This window comes from Marinobacter lipolyticus SM19 (assembly GCF_000397065.2).
Taxonomy (GTDB): Bacteria; Pseudomonadota; Gammaproteobacteria; order Pseudomonadales; family Oleiphilaceae; genus Marinobacter; species Marinobacter lipolyticus.
In genome coordinates, this window is the sequence record NZ_KE007326.1 from 417,941 (window position 1) to 437,137 (window position 19,197).

The window sequence follows — 19,197 nt, forward strand, 5'->3', positions numbered from 1 at the left end:
GGGAGGTATTCACAGCGTGTTTTGAAAAGCCTTACCCAACGGTGACACCCACGAAGTTCAGGTTCCAGAGCAAACCGGACAACCAGGATCCCTCGCCAGCTTCATCTCCCGCCACTTCATTCGCCAGGCATCCAGAATCAACAACCGCCCCACCAAAGGCTTGCCAACCCCGGAAATCACCTTCACCGCCTCCATCGCCTGACTGGCACCGATCATCCCCACCAAAGGCCCGATAACACCAGCCTCCGAACAGGACAGATCCTCATTCCCCTGCTCCGGATACAGACAGTGATAACAGGGACTCTCCGGATCACGGGAATCATAGACCGACAACTGCCCCTCGCCGCGAATCGCCGCGCCGGACACCAGCGGCACCTTCGCCGCGACACAGGCCCGGTTGAGGGCAAAACGGGTGTTGAAGTTATCCGTACAATCCACCACCAGGCTCGCCTCGCTCACCTGACGAACCAACTCATCGCTCTCCAGACGATGGGCGATGGCCTCCACCGACACCAGCGGATTGATCTGGCGAACCCGATCCGCCAGGCTCTCAGCCTTGGCAGCCTCCAACTGATCCTGACTGAAGGCGATCTGGCGCTGAAGATTGGCCACTTCGATGGCATCATCATCCACCAGAGTGAGATGGCCTACCCCGGCCGCGCCCAAATAGAGCGCCACCGGACATCCCAGACCGCCGGCACCCACCACCAATACACGAGCGGATTTCAACGTCTCCTGACCGGCGATATCGAACGACGGCATCAGAATCTGCCGGCTGTACCGCATCAATTCTTCATCGCTGAGCATCGCCCACCTCCATTTGAAAACCCATAGTCCAGACCATTCAGCCCGGCCACTGACCAAGCGTCAACCGGTCTCGGTTGCCGTAATCCTTGCGGGTCTCCACCGCAACCAAGCCAGCTTGCCCGAACAATGCGCGAACGGCGTCGCCCTGATCGAAACCATGTTCGACCACCAGCCAGCCACCGGCATTCAGCCAATCCGCACTGGTTGCCACGATCGCCCGGATATCATCCAGACCATCCCCCCCGGCAACCAGTGCGGACGCAGGTTCAAACCGCACATCGCCCTCGCCCAGATGATGATCGCCACTGGCAATGTAGGGTGGATTGGAAACAATCAGGTCAAAACGTCCTGCCGGAAGGTTATCAAACCAATGGCTCAACACGACGGTAACCGGTAACCCCAGTCGCCGGGCGTTTTCCGTGGCAAGCTCCACAGCCGAGGCCACCGCATCACAAGCCAGCACCTGCCAGTGGTGACGTTCGCTGGCCAGCGCCAGGGCAATGGCACCGGTTCCGGTACCCAGATCCAGCACTTGCGCGTTATCCGGAAGGGGTAGTACCAACGCCACCTCCACCAGACATTCCGTATCCGGCCTGGGAATCAGGGTAGAGGCGTTCACCTTTAAAGGAAGGGACCAGAATTCCTGTTCACCCAACAGGTGAGCCACTGGATGTCCATTGGCGCGTTGCTCAACCAGGGCTTCGAAGCGCCGTGCCTCGGTGGCCGTTACCTGCCGTTCCGGCCAGGCACGAAAACTGGTGCGGGACAGCCCGGTGACATAGCTGAGCAACAACTCCGCATCCAGCCGTGGAGACTCCCCCGCAATGGCGATGGTCGCTTTCCGCAGCAGGACATCACGGGTAATCGATGACTCAATCATCGGACAGAGAGGCAAGCAGTTCAGCCTGGTGTTCCTGTTGCAACGGAACCACCACCGCGTCGAGGTCACCGGAGATGACCTCATCGAGCTTGTACAACGTCAGATTGATGCGGTGATCGGTCACCCGCCCCTGGGGGAAGTTGTAGGTGCGGATACGCTCTGACCGATCACCACTGCCCACCAGGCTCTTGCGGGTCGCGGCCATGGATTTCTGCTGACGCTCGGTTTCCGCATTCTGCAGTCGCGATGCCAGCAGGCTCATCGCCTTGGCGCGGTTCTTATGCTGGGAGCGTTCTTCCTGGCACTCCACCACAATCCCCGTCGGCAGATGGGTGAGGCGAATGGCTGAATCGGTCTTGTTAACATGCTGACCACCGGCCCCGGAGGCACGAAAGGTATCTACCCGCAGGTCCGCCTTGTTGATCTCGATCGCCTCCGCCTCATCCGCTTCCGGGATCACCGCCACGGTACAGGCTGAAGTATGGATGCGCCCCTGGGACTCGGTTTCCGGTACCCGCTGAACCCGATGCGCCCCGGACTCGAATTTCAGGGCACCGTAGACACCGGCACCCGCCACCCGTGCAATTATTTCCTTATAGCCACCGTGCTCACCTTCATTCTCGCTGATGGTTTCCACCTGCCAGCGATGGCGCTCGGCGTAACGCAGGTACATCCGGAACAGGTCCCCGGCAAAAATGGCGGCTTCGTCGCCACCTGTACCGGCACGAATTTCCAGAAATACGTTTTTGCCGTCATTGGGGTCTTTCGGCAGCATCAGGCGCTGGAGCTCTTCGTCCAGCTCATCCGTTTTTTCCTCGGCCAGCGTCAGCTCTTCCTCGGCCATCTCCCGCATATCGGCGTCGCCATCGCGAGCCAGTTCACGGGCATCCTCTATATCGGCCAGGGATTTTTTCCAGGCCTGGAAGCAATGAACAATCGGTTCGATCTCGGCAAACTCCCGGGAAAGATCACGGAATTTGTCCTGATTGGAAATAACACTGGAATCGCTCAATAACGCACTGACTTCCTCAAAGCGATCTGACAATTGCTCGAGGCGGTTCTGGATCGATGCTTTCATAGTTTTTCCGGGGTCGTGGCGTCGTCGTCCTGGGCATCAAGCTGATGCAGCTCTCTCAGCCACTCGGTCACTTCACTGCGACCTTCCGTTGTTGCCTTGCGAACCTGGATAGAAGGTTCGTGGAGGAATTTGTTGGTGAGGCCACGGGCGAGGCTTCGCAACACGGTTTCAGGATCACCACCGTTGCGCAAGGTCCGCAGCGCCTTTTCGGTTTCTGTATCACGCAGGATTTCGGCGCGTTGCCGGAACTGTTTAAGCGTGGATACCGCATCCAGTGCCCGTAACTGGCTCAGGAAATCCTGAACACCGTCGGTCACCAGGTTTTCCGCTTCCCGGGCGGCACCCTCGCGGGAACGGATATTCTCTTCAATCACCTGGCGCAGATCGTCCACAGTGTACAGGTAGACATCCGCCAGTGAAGCCACTTCCGGCTCAATATCCCTGGGCACGGCAATATCCACCATGAAATAGGGCCGATGCTTGCGCTTTTTCAGAGCCCGCTCGACCGCGCCCTTGCCCAGGATAGGTAACGGACTGGCCGTGGATGAAATGATAATGTCTACATCCTGAAGGTGCTCGGGGATGTCCGACAGCAGAATACCCTTGCCGCCGCGGGACTCTGCCAGTGCCTGAGCACGCTCCAGTGTACGGTTGGCAACCAGGAAATCCTTCACACCCGCATCGGCCAGATGACGGGCAACCAGTTCGATAGTCTTGCCGGCACCAATCAGTAACGCCTTGTTCCGGGACATGTCCGCGAAAATGTGGTGTGCCATGCTGACTGCAGCGTAGGCAACCGATACCGGATTCTCGCCAATGGCGGTCTGGGTACGCACCCGTTTGGCGACAGAGAACGTGTGCTCGAAAAGGCGAGAAAGGAACGTACCGGAGGCGCCGTGCTCCCGGGAAAGTGCATAGGCATCCTTCAACTGTCCGAATATCTGCGGTTCGCCCAGCACCATGGAATCAAGCCCGGCTGCGACGCGCATCATATGACGGACGGCATCGCCGTCACGATGCAGGTACAGCACCTCTTCCAACTCGGCGGCGTCCAGATCGTGGAAGCCGGCCAGCCAGCGCAGTATCACCGGTGCGCAGGCATCGTCACCGGCGATGTACAGTTCGGTGCGATTGCAGGTAGAGAGGATCGCCGCCTCGCTGGCGCCGCACATTGCCCGCAGATCGGCAAAGGCCTCCGCCATACGCTCAGGCGTGAACGCGACGCGCTCGCGCAGTTCGACCGGTGCGGTGCGATGATTGATTCCCAGCGTAACCAGAGCCATTTCGGGTTTGCGTGACCTTATGCCAGAGTACGGACTAATAGCGACATTTTACCGACCAGCCGCCCCAGCCGCCACCCAAAACCCCAGAGAGTTCGGGAAGTGCTGACAGGTTGGGCAATATCAAATGCTTGTGCCATCATAGAGCCTCGGCACTGCTTGGTCACATACCCATTTCGGGGTGGCTGTTTCAGATGCGTTGTATACAGAATACGGGATGTTGCATGCATAGATCCGCACCGTTGTTGCTTTCCTGCCTTCTTGGGCTGTCACTCACTGGCTGCGCCTCACTGACCGGGACACCGGACGACTCGGTAGACACCGGGGAACAGGCATCTACCAGGGACACCCCGGCCAGTTCCGGGAAACAGGAAATCCAGTACGCCGATTTCGAGCCGGAAGTACTCTATCTGCTTTTGTCAGCCGAAATCGCCGCCCAGCGGGGCCGCTATGACGTAACCCTTGTGAACTACCTGAACGCCGCCAAACAATCCCGTGACAAGGGAGTTATTGAACGGGCGATGCGCATTGCACAATCCCTTAACGGAGACAACGCCCAGCGACAGCTCGCCAGCCTGTGGCTGGAAGTGGACCCGGACAACCTCCAGGCACACCGGGTATCAGCCATCCAGGCGATCAGGAGCAATGAGCTGCAATCCGCCCTGAACCATATGGAAAGGATCATGGACCTGGGAGGCGACGCAGATTTCGACAGCCTTGCAGCCATGGCCGGCAATCTGCCACCGGAACAACAGGAAGAACTTCTGAACCTGTATGAGCAAATGGCAGAACGCCATCCCGAGACACCCGAGCTCAATTACAGCATTGCCCTGATGCTCAAGGTAACGGGCAAGCCCGGACAGGCACTGGAGCGGGTGGACGCACTGCTGCAGGATGAGCCGCACTTCCAGCCCGCCATCATCCTGAAGGGTGATCTGCTGTACCAGGTCGGCGAACGCCGTGAAGCCCTGGATTTCCTGCTTGTGAATACCCGCCGTTTTCCAGCCAACCGCCAGATGGGCACGCTCTATGGCCGCATGCTGATTGGCGAAGGTGAGCTACAGGCTGCCCAGGATGAATTCAACCGACTGATGCAGCGCTTCCCCAACACCCCGGGGCTGCGCCTGTCCCATGCCCTGGTCGCCCTGGAGAATGGCCAGACCAATCTGGCCAGACAGGACCTTACCCGCCTTATCCAGCAGGGACACCATACCAGTGAAGCCCATTATTACCTGGGCCGGATAGCCGATGAAGAAAACAAACCCCGACAGGCTATCGGTTATTATCGCAGCGTAGAGGAAGGCAACTATTATTTTCCCGCACTGGCCAGAGCCAGTGCGCTCCTTGCCGAACAGGGCGAATTGGACACGGCACTGGCCGACATTCGCCAACTACGGGAGGCCAACCCGAATCAAGCTGAAAATTTCTGGCTGCTTGAGGTGAACCTGCTGATCGATCAGGAGCAGGAAGAAGCCGCCGCGGATGCCGCTACCGAAGCCCTGGCGTCCTTTCCGGAGAACATCCGGATTCGCTACGCCCGCGCCATGCTGTTCGACAGCTTGGGATCAACAGAGCAAGCAGAAAAAGACCTGCGACAGATCGTCGAAGAAGAGCCGGATAATGCGGTGGCCCTGAATGCGCTGGGCTACATTCTTACCACCCAGCGTGAACGCTTGGATGAGGCACAAACCTTTATAGAACGCGCACTCGCGCTCGACCCCGAGAACCCGGCCATCCTCGATAGCATGGGCTGGGTACTCTATCTCCAGGGACAACCGCGGGAGGCGCTGACTTACCTGTCAGAAGCCTGGGCCGCCTACCCCGACCCCGAGGTATCGGCTCACTACGGCGAGGCGTTGTGGTCCACTGGCGCAAAGGACCAGGCTCGTATCATCTGGAAAGAAGGCATTGATGCCGACCCCGATCATCCGATCCTCATCGAGACCATTGAGCGGCTGACAGGAGAACAGGCACCTTGAATTTTTTCTTCCCCAGACTGCTACTGACAGCAGCCTGCGCACTGGCGCTGGGCGCCTGCACCTCAATTCAACTGGAACCCCTGCCGGAAGGCCTGACGGACCAGCCACCGGCTGACTGGAGCGAGCGCAGCGAACGCCTGAAAAACCTCCAGTCCTGGGAGTTAAGCGGCAAGCTCGCCGTGAAACAGCCTTCCGACAGCGGGACTGCCATTATCAACCACTGGATCCAGGAACGGGACGCCTATGACCTGGAACTGTCGTCATCCTTCCTTGGCATGGGCCGAACCAGCCTACAGGGCGTTCCCGGTTTTATTTCGCTGACCCTGCCCGATGGCGAGACCTATCGCTCAGGGGACCCGGAAGCCCTGATTGCGGCCGCCACGGGCTGGCAACTCCCACTCAACAGCCTGGTGTGGTGGATTCGCGGACTGCCCGGACCCGACGGCGATTTCCGCCTGCTGTTTAACGACGAGAACCAACTGGCCATGATTCGCCAGGAGGGCTGGGAAATTCGCTACGATCGCTGGCAACCGTTTATAGCGGGGTACCCCGCACTGCCGGCGCGCATAACCGCGGTAAAGGAAGACAAACGAGTCAGAGTGGTTGTCGTTCAATGGAACGAGACAACGGACCCGGCCCGGTGAACGACTTTACTCTCCCCTCCCCGGCCAAGCTCAATCTTTGCCTGCACATCGTCGGGCGCAGACCAGACGGTTATCACGAGCTGCAGACACTGTTCCAATTCCTCGACTATGGCGACGACATCACCTTCCGGCCTGCGGAGGAGGACAATCATGACATCCACCTTGAGCCTTCCATACCCGGCGTCGCGGACAAAGAGAACCTGATCCTCCGTGCCGCCCGACTGTTGGCCGGCACCCAGAACCAAAAGCTGCCAGGCGTTATCCTCTCCGTCGATAAGCGCCTGCCCATGGGGGGCGGCCTTGGCGGCGGCAGCTCCAATGCAGCGACCGTCCTGCTGGGCCTGAATCATTACTGGCAACTGGGCATGACACTGGATCAACTCGCAGAACTGGGCCTGCAACTGGGCGCCGACGTACCGGTATTTGTTCGCGGCCACGCCGCCTGGGGCGAAGGCGTGGGTGAACGACTGACCCCGGCCAACCCACCCGAAAACTGGTTTTTGGTTCTTAAACCCGCCTGCGATATAAACACAGGAAAGATTTTTTCCGAGCAAGGGTTGACAAGGAACACCCCTAGAATCAAAATAGCGCCCGCTTTTGAGGGAGACGCCTCGAGGTACCGAAACGACTGTGAGGATGTAGTTCGCAAACTGTATCCGGAGGTTAACCAAGGCCTGAAATGGCTTTCACAATTCGGACCTGCAAGATTAACCGGAACCGGGGCTTGCATTTTTGGACGTTTCCCGACAGAATCCGCAGCCCGGATTATCTGGGAAAGCAAACCCTCCGGCATCACGGGGTTCGTCGCTCAAGGGGTGAATATTTCACCGCTTCACACAAAGCTGACAGAGCTAACATGATGCCAAAAAAGCACGATACTGGGGTGTCGCCAAGTGGTAAGGCAACGGGTTTTGATCCCGTCATGCGCAGGTTCGAATCCTGCCACCCCAGCCACCTTTCTCCTGCTTCTTCTGAATCAAACGCCGATACCGTGAAGGATGCCGTCGTGTCCAAACTGATGATTTTTGCTGGCAACGCCAATCCAGACCTTGCCAAAGCTATTGCCCAGAAACTCCACATCCCCATGGGTCAGGCCACTGTAGGCCGATTCAGCGATGGTGAGACCACCGTTGAGATCGATGAGAATGTCCGGGGCCATGATGTCTTCATCATCCAGCCCACCTGCTACCCCACCAACGACAACCTGATGGAACTGATCGTGATGGCCGACGCACTTCGCCGTGCTTCCGCAACACGCATCACCGCGGTCATTCCCTATTACGGGTACGCCCGCCAGGATCGTCGCGTTCGTTCAACACGGGTAGCCATCAGCGCCAAGGTCGTGGCAGACATGATTTCCAGCATCGGCGTGGATCGTGTGCTGACCGTGGACCTGCACGCAGACCAGATTCAGGGCTTCTTCGATATCCCGGTAGACAACATCTACGCCACGCCAGTCATGCTGGAAGACATCGAGAAGCAACGTTTTGAGAACTTTGTTGTTGTCTCCCCGGACGTTGGTGGCGTTGTTCGCGCCCGCGCTGTCGCCAAGCGACTGGATGACGCCGACCTGGCCATCATCGACAAGCGTCGCCCGAAGGCCAACGTTTCCCAGGTCATGCACATTATTGGTGATGTAAAAGACAAAACCTGCATCCTGGTGGATGACATCATCGACACCGCCGGCACCTTGTGCAAAGCCGCCAATGCCCTGAAAGAGCATGGCGCTGCGAAAGTGGTTGCCTACATCACCCACCCAGTTCTCTCGGGCCCGGCCATTGAAAACATCAATGCCTCCCAACTGGACGAGCTGATTGTCTGCGACACGATCCCGCTGGGTGACAAAGCAAAGAATTGTGATAGAATCCGCACCCTCGGAATGGCAGGCCTGCTGGCGGAGTCCATTCGTCGCGTGAGCAACGAAGAGTCCATCAGCGCCATGTTCGAGAACGCCTGACCCGGAAAATCCGGAGATATTCAGGCCATTCAGCCGTTTACAATACGCTGAAACAGCATTTGAGTCGGGAGCCCTGCAAGGCTCCCGACTCTTTTAGTCAGCCGGAGAAAAGTTTCAACGGCTATTCAGAAACATCACCTGTTCACACGCCTGGTCGCGGGCAGTTCAGGTGACGATTGAGGTACATATCATGTCCCAGGAATTTGTTATCGAAGCATTTCCTCGTGGCGATCAGGGGAGAGGTGCGAGCCGCCGCCTGCGTCGTGAGGAGCGTAAAATCCCGGCCATCGTTTACGGTGGTAACAAGGAAGCCACTCCGATTGCCATCTGGCACAACGAGCTGAAAAAGGCTCTGGAGAACGAGGCCTTCTTCTCTCACGTCCTGACCATCGAACTCGATGGCAAGAAAGAGAGCGTAATCCTGAAGGATCTGCAGCGTCACCCGTACAAGCCGCTGCTGACTCACGCCGACTTCCTGCGCGTTGACAAGGACCACGAAATCCACGTTAACGTACCGCTGCACTTCATCAACGAAGAAAGCGCACCGGCTATCAAACTTCAGGGCGGCGTTGCAAACCACCAGATCACCGAAGTAGAAGTGATCTGTCTGCCGCAGAACCTGCCTGAGTTCATCGAAGTCGATATGGCTGAAGTGGACATGGACAAGGTTGTCCACCTGAGCGATCTGAAACTGCCGAAAGGCGTTCGCGTTGCCGCTCTGCTCCAGGGCGAAGATCACGACCTGCCTGTTGTGGCTATCCACAAGCCGCGCGGTGCCAAGGTTGATGACGCCGAAGAAGGTGAAGAAGGCGAAGAAGGCGAAAGCAAGGAGTAATCACTCCTGTACTGACGAGGGCAATGGCGGATGGCACAGGATATCCTCATGGTGGTTGGTCTGGGAAACCCCGGAACTGACTACGAGAATACCCGCCATAACGCCGGCGCCCTGTTCGTCGAAGCTCTGGCCCGCACTGCGGGTCAGACGCTCCGCCCCGAACGCAAATATCACGGGCTCTACGCCCGCATCCAGTGGCAGGGCCTCGACCTGCACCTGCTGAATCCCACCACCTTTATGAACCGCAGCGGCCTGGCCATCAAGGCACTGGCGGATTTCTTCAAGATTCAGCCCCAACAGATCCTCGTCGCCCACGACGAACTCGACATCCCTCCCGGCACCGCCAAGCTCAAAAAAGGGGGCGGACACGGCGGACATAACGGCCTGCGGGACACCATTGCCCACCTGGGCACCAACGACTTCCTGAGATTGCGAGTCGGCATCGGCCATCCCGGCGATAGCCGCAAAGTCACCGGCTACGTACTCGGCCGCCTGGGCAAACAGGAAACGGAAGAGCTGAATGCAGTGATTGACGAAATCATGCGCGTGCTTCCCGATGCCGCCAGCGGCAAACTCCCTGCCGCCATGAACCGTTTGCACAGCTTCAAGCCAAACCCCTGACACATCCCCTTACTCGCTTACGCCACCATACACCGGTATAATCCGCCCAAATTTTCCAGCACCAGCAGAGGCATTCCATGGGATTTAACTGCGGCATCGTCGGCCTTCCCAACGTCGGCAAATCCACCCTGTTCAACGCACTGACCAAATCAGGCATTGGCGCGGAAAACTTCCCGTTCTGCACCATCGAGCCCAATGCCGGTGTTGTCGCCATGCCCGACCCACGCCTCACCAAGTTGGCTGACATCGTCAAACCGGAGCGGGTAGTCCCCACCACCATGGAGTTTGTGGACATCGCCGGCCTGGTCGCTGGCGCCTCCAAAGGCGAAGGCCTGGGTAACCAGTTCCTGGCCAACATCCGCCAGACTGACGCCATCGCCCACGTTGTACGCTGCTTCGAGGACGGCAACGTCATCCACGTGGCCAACAAGATTGATCCGGCCTCCGACATCGACGTCATCAACACCGAACTGGCTCTGGCCGACCTGGAAACCGTGGAAAAGGCCATCAAACGCGTTCAACGGGTGGCCAAGAGCGGCGACAAGGAAGCCAAGGCCCAGCTTGAGATGTTCGAGCAACTGCTGCCAGTGCTGAACGAAGGCAAGCCCGTGCGCAGCATGAACCTCGACAAGGACCAGATGGCCCTGATCCGGGAACTGTGCCTGCTGACTGTCAAGCCGACCATGTACATCGCCAACGTCAATGAAGACGGCTTCGAGAACAACCCGCACCTGGACACCGTCAGGGCAATCGCCGAATCGGAAAACGCCGTGGTAGTGCCTATCTGCAACAAGCTGGAAGCCGAAATCTCCGAACTGGAAGACGACGAGAAAGCTATGTTCCTCGACGAGATGGGCATGGAAGAGCCCGGCCTGGACCGCGTGATTCGTGCCGGATACAGCCTCCTGGGCCTGCAGACCTACTTTACCGCAGGAGTAAAGGAAGTCCGCGCCTGGACCGTCAGAATCGGCGCTACAGCCCCTCAGGCTGCCGCTGTTATCCACACCGACTTCGAGCGCGGCTTTATCCGCGCCGAAGTCGTCAGCTACGACGACTTCGTGCAATACAACGGCGAAGCCGGCGCCAAGGATGCCGGTAAATGGCGCCTGGAAGGCAAGGATTACATCGTTCAGGACGGCGACGTCATCCACTTCCGATTCAACGTGTAACTTTTCAGGAAAAAACGGGCCTCAAGCCTTGACAGGAAGCGCCCAAATACTGAAAATACGCGCCTCGTTTGGGGCGATGCCCAAAGCGAAATGGCAAGGTAGCTCAGTTGGTTAGAGCACAGCACTCATAATGCTGGGGTCGGCGGTTCGACTCCGCCCCTTGCTACCAATATTCGAAAGGGTCGCGATTAACGTCGCGACCCTTTTCTTTATTGGGGACGACCCCACCCTTCCCGGGAATTGAACGCGGGACGACCCGCAGTGAAATTTTCCGACATCATGAGAACCACCAAAGACAGAATTCGTCAGGCAGTATCCTTTGAAGCACTCGGAGTTATACTTTCCGTGCCCCTCGCAGTGTTTATCTTTGGTTTTGATCTGGACAAGACCAGTGTATTGGGCATCGTCGGAGCAACCATGGCAACCGCCTGGAACTATGCATTCAACCTGATGTTCGACCATGGGCTGAAGAGAATGACAGGCTCTACGCGAAAATCGCTGAAAACCCGATTATTACACGCGTTTAGTTTTGAAGCGGGACTTCTTGTCGTGTTCCTTCCGTTCATCACATGGTGGATGGATATTGGGCTCGTCGAAGCGCTGGTCGTCGACTTCGCGTTTATCGCTTTCTATCTCGTATATGCATTCGTGTTCACCTGGTGTTATGACACCATTTTTCCGGACGACGATGCGAGCGACAGGAGAAGGCCGGCTTAACCACTGCCCGGCCTTCCCGTTTTCAGGATCTAATCTGACTCAGTCCCAGATATTCCACCAGGCTTTGGCGTTTTCTTTCTTCTGCTCCTGCCCCTTTTCACTGCCCTTTGATGCAGGGTCAGCCTTGCGGTTTTCATTATCCCGATTGGAAGCCTCTACCTGTTCCCGGGCATCCTCGCCGCTTTTTCTAGCCTCTTCGGCGCGTTCGCGGGCACGTTCAGCTTCGTCCTCACCACGCTCACGATTACGCTCGGCTTCATCTTCAGCACGCTCACGCGCCATTTCAGCCTCGTCTTCAGCACGATCCCGCGCATCCTCTGCGTCTTCCTCAGCGCGCTCGCGCATTTCTTCGGCTTTATCCTTGCCCTTATTGCGGGCTTCTTTCGCCTTCTCTTTGGCTTCGCGAGCCTTGCCTTTGCCTTTCTCAGACATTTCCACAGCTTGCTGGATATTGTCTGCAGCGTCAGACTGAGCCCAAACGGGCATCGTCGACAGGCTGCCAGCCAAAACAATGCCAGTAGCAATTACAGTGGAACGAATCGTTTTCGTATTCATAGAGACTCTCTCTTCAATGAGTGAACACCGGTGCGATCCCCGGCACTTCCAACAACACCATAATCATAATGATTTATAGAATATTGGCGGTACTCATTTCACGCCAGAAGCCGTGCTCCAGTTCCATTCGATGTGGCATACTCCCGGATCGAAACAAATAAAAAACATGCAACTGCAAGGACCGTTGATATGAGACCGGAAACCCTGGCCCTTCACGCGGGCTTCAAGAGCGACCCTACAACCCGGGCCGCAACCACGCCGATTTACCAGACCACGTCCTACACCTTCGATGACACCCAGCACGGCGCCGATCTGTTTGATCTTAAGGTACAGGGCAACATCTATACCCGCATAATGAACCCCACCAACGCCGTTCTGGAAGAGCGAATGGCGGAGCTTGAGGGTGGTGTAGGCGCCCTGGCGGTGGCTTCCGGCATGGCGGCCATCACCTATGCTCTGCAAACCATCTGCAGGGTTGGCAACAACATCGTCAGTACCGGCCAGCTCTACGGCGGTACTTACAATCTGTTTGCCCATTCTCTGCCAAATCAGGGCATTGACTGTCGCATGGTGCAACACGACGATTTCGACGCCGTGGAAAACGCCATTGATGACAATACGCGCGCCCTGTTTTGCGAATCCATCGGCAACCCGGCCGGGAATGTGGTGGATATCCAGCGCTGGGCCGATATCGCCCATAAACATGGCATTCCGTTGATCGTGGATAACACTGTGGCAACACCCTTCCTTTGCCGCCCCTTCGATCACGGCGCAGACATCGTGATTCACTCTCTTACCAAGTACATCGGCGGCCACGGCACTACTGTGGCCGGCGTCGTGGTGGATTCCGGCAAGTTCGACTGGAAAGCCAGTGCCGCCAAGTTCCCGATGCTGAACGAGCCGGACCCGTCCTATCACGGCGTGGTCTACACCGAAGCCCTCGGCGCGGCAGCCTTTATCGGTCGCTGTCGCGTGGTACCTCTGCGCAACACCGGCGCCGCTCTGGCTCCGTTCAATGCTTTCCTGATCATGCAGGGCCTGGAAACCCTGGCACTGCGCATGGAACGCCATTGCGAGAACGCAGAGAAAGTCGCCAACTTCCTGCAGAAGCATCCCTCCGTAGAGTGGGTCAACTACGCCGCCCTGGCCGATAGCCCCTACAAGGCAACGTGCGAAAAAATCTGCGGCGGTAAGGCCTCAGGTATCCTGAGCTTCGGCATTAAAGGGGGCCGAGAGGCAGGCGCGAGGTTTATCGACGCGCTGGAACTGATCTATCGTCTGGTGAACATCGGGGACGCCAAGTCCCTGGCCTGTCATCCGGCTACCACCACCCATCGCCAGCTGAACCCGGACGAACTCAAGAGTGCGGGGGTGAGCGAGGATCTGGTGCGCCTGTCCATTGGAATTGAACACGTGGACGACATCATCGCCGACATCACTCAGGCGCTGGACAAAGCCGGTAGCTGACTCTGTAACCGGGTTCGACGAATGTCGGGTCCGGTTACCCCCGTGATTGCCCGTATCTGCCTTGTATCTACCCTGCCCGGGCATTACCCTTTACAAATCCCCTAAGTTTTAATGAGAGTCCGGTTGCAATGAGCGACAGTGCGAAGCCCCGTATCAGCAGTGGTTCCAAATTCCGCAACGAGCATGGTTTTTCAGCGATCAAGGATGGAATCAAGCAATCCGGACACAAGGATACGCCGGCCGTTGAGCGCAAACCCAAATGGCTGAGGGCGCGTATGCCCGGCGGGGAGCGCTATGACGCCGTTCGCAAGAACGTCAGCGAACACCGCCTCAGCACCGTCTGCCAGGAATCCCATTGCCCCAATATTGGCGAATGCTGGACCAACGGCACCGCCACCATCATGGTGATGGGCTCAGTATGTACCCGCGCCTGCCGCTTCTGCGCGGTGGATACCGGTAACCCCAAGGGATGGCTGGATCACGAAGAGCCGGAAAATACCGCCAAGTCGGTGGAACTGATGGGGTTGCGATATATCGTGCTGACCTCCGTGGACCGGGACGATCTGGACGACGGAGGCGCGGCTCATTACGCGGCCTGTGTTTCCGCCATCAAACAGCGGACGCCGGAGGTGGCAGTTGAAGCACTGACCCCGGATTTTGATGCAGTAATGTCGGACGTGGAAAAGGTGGTGGATTCCGGGCTGGATGTCTTCGCCCAGAACGTGGAAACCGTCAAACGCCTTACCAGCCGCGTGCGCGATCCCCGTGCCGGCTACGAAAAGACACTCAGCGTACTCGCCCATGCCAAGCAATACCGCCCGGACGTCCTCACCAAGACCAGCCTGATGCTCGGACTGGGTGAAACCGAGGAAGAGATCCTTGAAACCATGGATGACCTGCGCGCCATCGGCGTTGATATCCTGACCCTTGGCCAGTACCTGCGCCCCACTCCGAACCACCTGCCGGTGGAGCGTTACGTCACACCGGAAGAATTCAACCGCTACCGCGACATTGGCCTTGAAAAGGGCTTCATGGAAGTACCTTCCGGGCCCATGGTGCGCTCCAGCTACCGTGCGGATCGGGTATTCGACAAGAACAACCTGGGCCTGACCGTGCCCGAGGTACCCGCCAGCAACGCTCAGCAGATTCCGGTCAAGGCTCTTGACTGACGTAATTGTGAGCCATTGTTAAATGCTGCTGGAGCCATGACCTGAAACAAGGAAAAGTTCACAAGCTGCTGCTACCTTTAGCGTTTTCACGCTAATCAACACCCTCCTAAGCAAGGAGGCATTGGCTGATCGGAAAGCGGGTTTCTCATGCTGCAATTACTCAAAAACGCACGGCTGAAATACAAGTTCTGGCTGCTGAACATCGTCGTACTGACCGTACTTTGCCTTCTGGTGCTCTACGCTATGAGCACCATTGCCTCCGCCACTGACCGCTCCTTTGCCGACGTCTTCAGCGACACGGCACTGGAATTTGCCGGGATTGTTGCAATGCTGATGGCCCTGGAAATGGCCGGCTCCCAGTTGCTGATTTCCTTTATCGAGCGTCATGTTAATCGCCTCAAAAGTACCATGGTGGATGTGCAGGCGTCAGGCAACCTCAGCAAACGAGCTGACGTGGACTCCACAGACGAAATCGGTGAAATGGGCAACGCCTTCAACGCCATGCAGGACCGCACCATGAGCGTGGTCAAAAGCATGAAGGAAGCCATCGAGAGGCTGCACAGCGAGGTCCGCGAACTGACTGCCGCAGCCGAGGCCCGCCGCGATGACCTTTCTCGCCAGCAAGCCGGTGCAGACCGTTCCGCTGAAGTCATCGAGGCCATGCTTCAAAGCTTCAGTGGCATTGCCGAGCAGGCGAACATTGCCAAGACCCTGTCTCATGAAGCCCGCAGCACGGCCCAGGAAGGTGGCGAGCGGGTGTCCCGCAGCGCTGACTCCATTCGTCGCCTTGAAGAGATCATTCGCCACTCGGCGTCCAGTGTGGAATCCCTCGCCGAGAACAGCCACGAAATCAGCCACGCAGTCACCGAAATCAAGGGCATTGCCGAGCAAACCAATCTGCTGGCCCTGAACGCCGCCATCGAGGCCGCGCGCGCAGGCGAACAGGGACGTGGCTTCGCAGTGGTTGCTGACGAAGTGCGCAACCTGGCCCAGCGGGTACAGGATTCCACCGACCAGATCCAGGGTACGATTAACCGCCTGCTCACCGCCATGGACACGGCCGTTACCCAGATGACCGAGAGCTCCGCGGATGCCAGTCGTTGCGTGGATGAGTCCGAGGAGGGCCGAAAAGCCCTGAGCGCCATCAATTCGGTCGTCGGGCGCATCGACGAGACCAATGAGGAGATCGCTTCCATGTCCGCGGATCAGACCGCATCCACCGACGATGTGCTGGCCAACGTGCAGGGCATTCGTGACACCACCCAGAGCATGGTGACCCAATTGGCCGAGAGCGCAGATATGACCCAACGGCTGAAAAACCTGATCGACTCGCTGGAAGTGGCCTCAAACAGGGTCACAGTTAACTGACGCTTTGTGGCACACTCTGCACTCGTTTTATCACAGTGTGGACTATGTGCCGATGACCCTGATCCGTTCCCTTTACAACCGGTTGATTCTCCCCCACCCGGTTGTTGTCCTGATTGTTTTCGCCAGCATTCTCGTACTTGCCAGCCTCAGGCTGGACCAGTTCCGGCTTGATGCCTCGGCCGAATCACTGGTGCTGGAGAACGACCGGTCGCTGGAACAGTATCGCGAGGTCAACCGGCGCTTCACCACGTCCGACGACTTCCTCATCGTTACCTTCACTCCCGATGGAGAGCTGTTCAGTGAGAAAACCCTGGGCACCCTTCGCCAACTGAGAGACGAGTTGGCAGCGCTGGATAGCGTCAGCACTACCAACAGCATCCTCAACGTGCCACTGCTCCACAGCCCGGACCTGACCCTCGACACGGTGGATTCGGAAATCCGGACCATGGACGAGGACAACGTGGCGCCGGACACTGCCCGCAAGGCCCTGCTGGAGAATCCGCTCTACCCCAATCTGTTGATCAGCGAGGACGCAAAGACCACGGCCATTCAGGTCAACCTGCCCACACCGGACCGCTATTTCGACCTGCTGAGCCAGCGAGAGGTACTGCGCGATAAGGTCGCCAGCGATACCGCCAGCGAAGAGGACCGGAGAAAACTCGAGCAAATCAGCAACGAATTTATCCGCTTCACCGAGCAACTGGGAGAGAAACGAGACCAGACCATAGGCCAGGTCCGCTCCATTCTGGACGGCTACCGGGATAACGCCGAAATCTATCTGGGAGGCGTTCCCATGATCGTGGCGGACATGATTCAGTTCATAAAAAGTGACTTGTCCACGTTCGGCGTTGGCGTGTTGATCTTTCTGTTGCTGACTCTGGCCATCATCTTCCGCCAATGGCGCTGGGTGCTGGTGCCCCTGTTGTGCTGTGGTTTCACCGTATGGCTGGTGATCGGATACCTGTCCTGGGCCCAGTGGCCGGTGACGGTGATTTCCTCCAACTTCGTGTCGCTGCTGCTGATCATGACCCTGTCGCTGACGATTCACCTGATCGTCCGCTACCGGGAATTCCAGCACGATGAGCCGGATGCGGCCCCCCGGGACACGTTGCGACGTACCCTGCTGGCCATGATCAAACCCTGTTTCTACATGGCCATTACCACGATCGTGGCCTTCGGCTCACTGACCTTCAGCGGCATCCGTCCAGTTATTGATTTTGGCTGGATGATGACCATTGGCCTGTCCGTTGCCTTCCTGATCACGTTCCTGATTTTTCCAGCGTTGCTGGCATTGCTGCCACCGCCCATTGACCGCTATGTCGCATCCGACCGGATCCCGTTCACCGATGCCTTTGCCCGCTTTACTGAGCACCATGGAAAGGTCGTCATTGGCGGTTCCTTGGTGATTGCTGTGCTGTGCGTGGTTGGAATGAGCAGGCTCACGGTAGAAAACAGCTTTATCGACTACTTCAAATCCAGCACGGAAATCCACCAGGGCATGATCACCATAGACAATCGCCTGGGGGGCACCACTCCACTGGATGTGGTGATCACCGACGACCCTCCCCCTGAAGATGCAGGCTCGGGCGATCCATTTGCCAGTGACTGTGACCCGTTCGTAGAGGATTGCGGCGACGCGGCGGAATATCGGGACACCTGGTTCACTTACCAGAAGATGGAGCGTCTAAGGAGCGTCCACAATTACCTGGACAGCCTGTCGGATACCGGCAAGGTGCTGTCCATCAGCACCACACTGGACCTGCTGGCACAGGTCAACGGTGGTGAGCCGCTGGATGCCGTGGAACTGGCCTTTGTGCCGACAGCGATACCGGAAGATCTCCGGGACACCCTGCTGACCCCCTACATCTCCGAGGAAAACGACCAGGCCCGCTTCAGTGTCCGCATCCTGGAAACCATGCCGGACCTGCGCCGCGATCAGCTGCTTGAAACCATTCACGAACACCTGACCGGTGAGTTTGGCTTCGATGACGATCAGGTACTCTTTACCGGTATGACGGTGATGTACAACAACATGCTGCAAAGTCTGTTCGAGTCCCAGATCAAGACGCTGGGCGTGGTGTTCCTGGCCATTATGCTGATGTTCCTGATCCTGTTCCGATCGATTCTTCTGGCCCTGATAGGCATGGCCCCGAATCTGATCGCCGCCGGATCCGTGCTGGGCCTGATGGGCTGGCTGGGCATTCCTCTGGATATGATGACCATCACGGTGGCGGCTATAACCGTCGGTATTGCGGTCGATGACACTATCCACTACATCCACCGCTTCAAGACCGAGTTCGCCAAAGACGGCGACTACATCGCCACCATGCACCGCTGTCACCGCAGCATCGGCCGGGCGATGTTCTACACGTCCCTGACCATCATCATCGGTTTCTCGATCCTGGTGCTGTCAAACTTCATCCCGACCATCTACTTCGGCCTGTTCACCGGCTTCGCCATGTTCATGGCCCTGGCGGGCGCCCTGACCCTGCTGCCGCGTCTGATCGTTCTGATCAAGCCGTTTGGTTCGGGGGTGTAGTCTTTTTGTAGCCTGCTGGTTTGGGGGGCGGATCGGTGATGAGCCCCCCTTCCCAAAACCGCTACGAGCACGTCCATGTGCGCTTCTCTCCGGCCATCCCTGGCCTCCGAAATTTTGGGAAGGGGGGCTCAT

Annotated in this window: 17 protein-coding genes and 2 tRNA genes; 14 read left to right on the forward strand and 5 right to left on the reverse strand. The window is 57.8% G+C overall.

Going from position 1 to position 19,197, the window contains the following annotated elements; translation table 11 throughout:
* Positions 1-57 precede the first annotated feature (57 nt).
* The 4 genes from MARLIPOL_RS14040 to hemA are packed head-to-tail and all read right to left on the reverse strand — an operon-like array spanning position 58 to position 4,048.
* A complete protein-coding gene (locus MARLIPOL_RS14040; protein ID WP_012138882.1) occupies positions 58-807 on the reverse strand; it encodes a molybdopterin-synthase adenylyltransferase MoeB in 750 nt (249 codons plus the stop codon).
* A 37-nt stretch (positions 808-844) separates the two neighbouring features.
* On the reverse strand, positions 845-1,687 hold the full coding sequence (prmC, locus tag MARLIPOL_RS14045; RefSeq protein ID WP_012138884.1) for a peptide chain release factor N(5)-glutamine methyltransferase: 843 nt from the start codon (positions 1,685-1,687) through the stop codon (positions 845-847).
* Positions 1,680-2,765 carry a peptide chain release factor 1 gene (prfA, locus tag MARLIPOL_RS14050; RefSeq protein WP_012138885.1) on the reverse strand — a complete coding sequence of 362 codons (1,086 nt, stop codon included), beginning with the start codon at positions 2,763-2,765 and terminating at the stop codon, positions 1,680-1,682. The genes prmC and prfA overlap by 8 nt, the downstream gene beginning before the upstream one ends.
* Positions 2,762-4,048 carry a glutamyl-tRNA reductase gene (gene hemA / locus MARLIPOL_RS14055; RefSeq protein WP_012138886.1) on the reverse strand — a complete coding sequence of 429 codons (1,287 nt, stop codon included), beginning with the start codon at positions 4,046-4,048 and terminating at the stop codon, positions 2,762-2,764. Before hemA ends, prfA begins: the two co-directional genes overlap by 4 nt.
* 221 nt (positions 4,049-4,269) lie before the next feature.
* On the opposite strand from hemA, the gene MARLIPOL_RS14060 reads away from it, so the two are divergent.
* The 10 genes from MARLIPOL_RS14060 (at position 4,270) to MARLIPOL_RS14105 (ending at position 11,967) form a co-directional block, all read left to right on the forward strand.
* Positions 4,270-6,024 carry a tetratricopeptide repeat protein gene (locus MARLIPOL_RS14060; RefSeq protein ID WP_012138887.1) on the forward strand — a complete coding sequence of 585 codons (1,755 nt, stop codon included), beginning with the start codon at positions 4,270-4,272 and terminating at the stop codon, positions 6,022-6,024.
* Positions 6,021-6,668: a lipoprotein insertase outer membrane protein LolB gene (gene lolB, locus MARLIPOL_RS14065; RefSeq protein WP_012138888.1), complete on the forward strand. Its 648-nt coding sequence runs from the start codon at positions 6,021-6,023 to the stop codon at positions 6,666-6,668. Before MARLIPOL_RS14060 ends, lolB begins: the two co-directional genes overlap by 4 nt.
* Entirely contained in the window at positions 6,638-7,528 is an 891-nt protein-coding gene (gene ispE / locus MARLIPOL_RS14070) for a 4-(cytidine 5'-diphospho)-2-C-methyl-D-erythritol kinase (protein WP_012138889.1), read from the forward strand. The genes lolB and ispE overlap by 31 nt, the downstream gene beginning before the upstream one ends.
* Positions 7,529-7,547: 19 nt before the next feature.
* Positions 7,548-7,622: transfer RNA gene (locus MARLIPOL_RS14075), tRNA-Gln, on the forward strand.
* Positions 7,623-7,674: 52 nt separating this feature from the next.
* Entirely contained in the window at positions 7,675-8,625 is a 951-nt protein-coding gene (locus tag MARLIPOL_RS14080) for a ribose-phosphate diphosphokinase (protein ID WP_012138890.1), read from the forward strand.
* 190 nt (positions 8,626-8,815) lie between these two features.
* Positions 8,816-9,460, forward strand: coding sequence for a 50S ribosomal protein L25/general stress protein Ctc (locus MARLIPOL_RS14085; RefSeq protein ID WP_012138891.1), 645 nt, complete (start codon positions 8,816-8,818; stop codon positions 9,458-9,460).
* A gap of 30 nt (positions 9,461-9,490) precedes the next feature.
* Positions 9,491-10,081 (forward strand): aminoacyl-tRNA hydrolase, encoded by a 591-nt coding sequence (gene pth, locus MARLIPOL_RS14090; protein WP_012138893.1) that lies wholly within the window; start codon positions 9,491-9,493, stop codon positions 10,079-10,081.
* A gap of 77 nt (positions 10,082-10,158) precedes the next feature.
* Entirely contained in the window at positions 10,159-11,250 is a 1,092-nt protein-coding gene (gene ychF, locus MARLIPOL_RS14095) for a redox-regulated ATPase YchF (protein ID WP_012138895.1), read from the forward strand.
* 92 nt (positions 11,251-11,342) lie between these two features.
* A tRNA-Met gene (locus tag MARLIPOL_RS14100) sits at positions 11,343-11,419 on the forward strand.
* 92 nt (positions 11,420-11,511) lie between these two features.
* The gene (locus MARLIPOL_RS14105; RefSeq protein WP_012138896.1) at positions 11,512-11,967 is read left to right on the forward strand and encodes a PACE efflux transporter; all 456 of its coding nucleotides are present in this window, start codon (positions 11,512-11,514) and stop codon (positions 11,965-11,967) included.
* A gap of 39 nt (positions 11,968-12,006) precedes the next feature.
* Here MARLIPOL_RS14105 and MARLIPOL_RS14110 read toward each other — a convergent pair whose 3' ends face one another.
* Positions 12,007-12,522, reverse strand: coding sequence for a hypothetical protein (locus MARLIPOL_RS14110; protein WP_012138897.1), 516 nt, complete (start codon positions 12,520-12,522; stop codon positions 12,007-12,009).
* Between the two features lie 189 nt (positions 12,523-12,711).
* On the opposite strand from MARLIPOL_RS14110, the gene MARLIPOL_RS14115 reads away from it, so the two are divergent.
* The 4 genes from MARLIPOL_RS14115 to MARLIPOL_RS14130 all read left to right on the forward strand — a co-directional run bounded on the left by MARLIPOL_RS14115 (position 12,712) and on the right by MARLIPOL_RS14130 (position 19,065).
* Positions 12,712-13,989 (forward strand): O-acetylhomoserine aminocarboxypropyltransferase/cysteine synthase family protein, encoded by a 1,278-nt coding sequence (locus MARLIPOL_RS14115; protein WP_012138898.1) that lies wholly within the window; start codon positions 12,712-12,714, stop codon positions 13,987-13,989.
* Between the two features lie 128 nt (positions 13,990-14,117).
* Positions 14,118-15,158, forward strand: coding sequence for a lipoyl synthase (gene lipA, locus MARLIPOL_RS14120; RefSeq protein ID WP_012138899.1), 1,041 nt, complete (start codon positions 14,118-14,120; stop codon positions 15,156-15,158).
* A gap of 147 nt (positions 15,159-15,305) precedes the next feature.
* A complete protein-coding gene (locus MARLIPOL_RS14125; RefSeq protein ID WP_012138900.1) occupies positions 15,306-16,526 on the forward strand; it encodes a methyl-accepting chemotaxis protein in 1,221 nt (406 codons plus the stop codon).
* A gap of 52 nt (positions 16,527-16,578) precedes the next feature.
* The gene (locus tag MARLIPOL_RS14130; protein ID WP_012138901.1) at positions 16,579-19,065 is read left to right on the forward strand and encodes an efflux RND transporter permease subunit; all 2,487 of its coding nucleotides are present in this window, start codon (positions 16,579-16,581) and stop codon (positions 19,063-19,065) included.
* Positions 19,066-19,197 lie beyond the last annotated feature (132 nt).

What these genes read in the sequence shown, in the direction of transcription:
- MARLIPOL_RS14040 (WP_012138882.1), bottom strand. Translation starts at nt 807, where the DNA reads ATGCTCAGCGATGAAGAATTGATGCGGTACAGCCGGCAGATTCTGATG.
- prmC (WP_012138884.1), bottom strand. Translation starts at nt 1,687, where the DNA reads ATGATTGAGTCATCGATTACCCGTGATGTCCTGCTGCGGAAAGCGACC.
- prfA (WP_012138885.1), bottom strand. Translation starts at nt 2,765, where the DNA reads ATGAAAGCATCGATCCAGAACCGCCTCGAGCAATTGTCAGATCGCTTT.
- hemA (WP_012138886.1), bottom strand. Translation starts at nt 4,048, where the DNA reads ATGGCTCTGGTTACGCTGGGAATCAATCATCGCACCGCACCGGTCGAA.
- MARLIPOL_RS14060 (WP_012138887.1), top strand. Translation starts at nt 4,270, where the DNA reads ATGCATAGATCCGCACCGTTGTTGCTTTCCTGCCTTCTTGGGCTGTCA.
- ispE (WP_012138889.1), top strand. Translation starts at nt 6,638, where the DNA reads ATGGAACGAGACAACGGACCCGGCCCGGTGAACGACTTTACTCTCCCC.
- MARLIPOL_RS14085 (WP_012138891.1), top strand. Translation starts at nt 8,816, where the DNA reads ATGTCCCAGGAATTTGTTATCGAAGCATTTCCTCGTGGCGATCAGGGG.
- pth (WP_012138893.1), top strand. Translation starts at nt 9,491, where the DNA reads ATGGCACAGGATATCCTCATGGTGGTTGGTCTGGGAAACCCCGGAACT.
- ychF (WP_012138895.1), top strand. Translation starts at nt 10,159, where the DNA reads ATGGGATTTAACTGCGGCATCGTCGGCCTTCCCAACGTCGGCAAATCC.
- MARLIPOL_RS14110 (WP_012138897.1), bottom strand. Translation starts at nt 12,522, where the DNA reads ATGAATACGAAAACGATTCGTTCCACTGTAATTGCTACTGGCATTGTT.
- MARLIPOL_RS14115 (WP_012138898.1), top strand. Translation starts at nt 12,712, where the DNA reads ATGAGACCGGAAACCCTGGCCCTTCACGCGGGCTTCAAGAGCGACCCT.
- lipA (WP_012138899.1), top strand. Translation starts at nt 14,118, where the DNA reads ATGAGCGACAGTGCGAAGCCCCGTATCAGCAGTGGTTCCAAATTCCGC.
- MARLIPOL_RS14125 (WP_012138900.1), top strand. Translation starts at nt 15,306, where the DNA reads ATGCTGCAATTACTCAAAAACGCACGGCTGAAATACAAGTTCTGGCTG.
- MARLIPOL_RS14130 (WP_012138901.1), top strand. Translation starts at nt 16,579, where the DNA reads ATGACCCTGATCCGTTCCCTTTACAACCGGTTGATTCTCCCCCACCCG.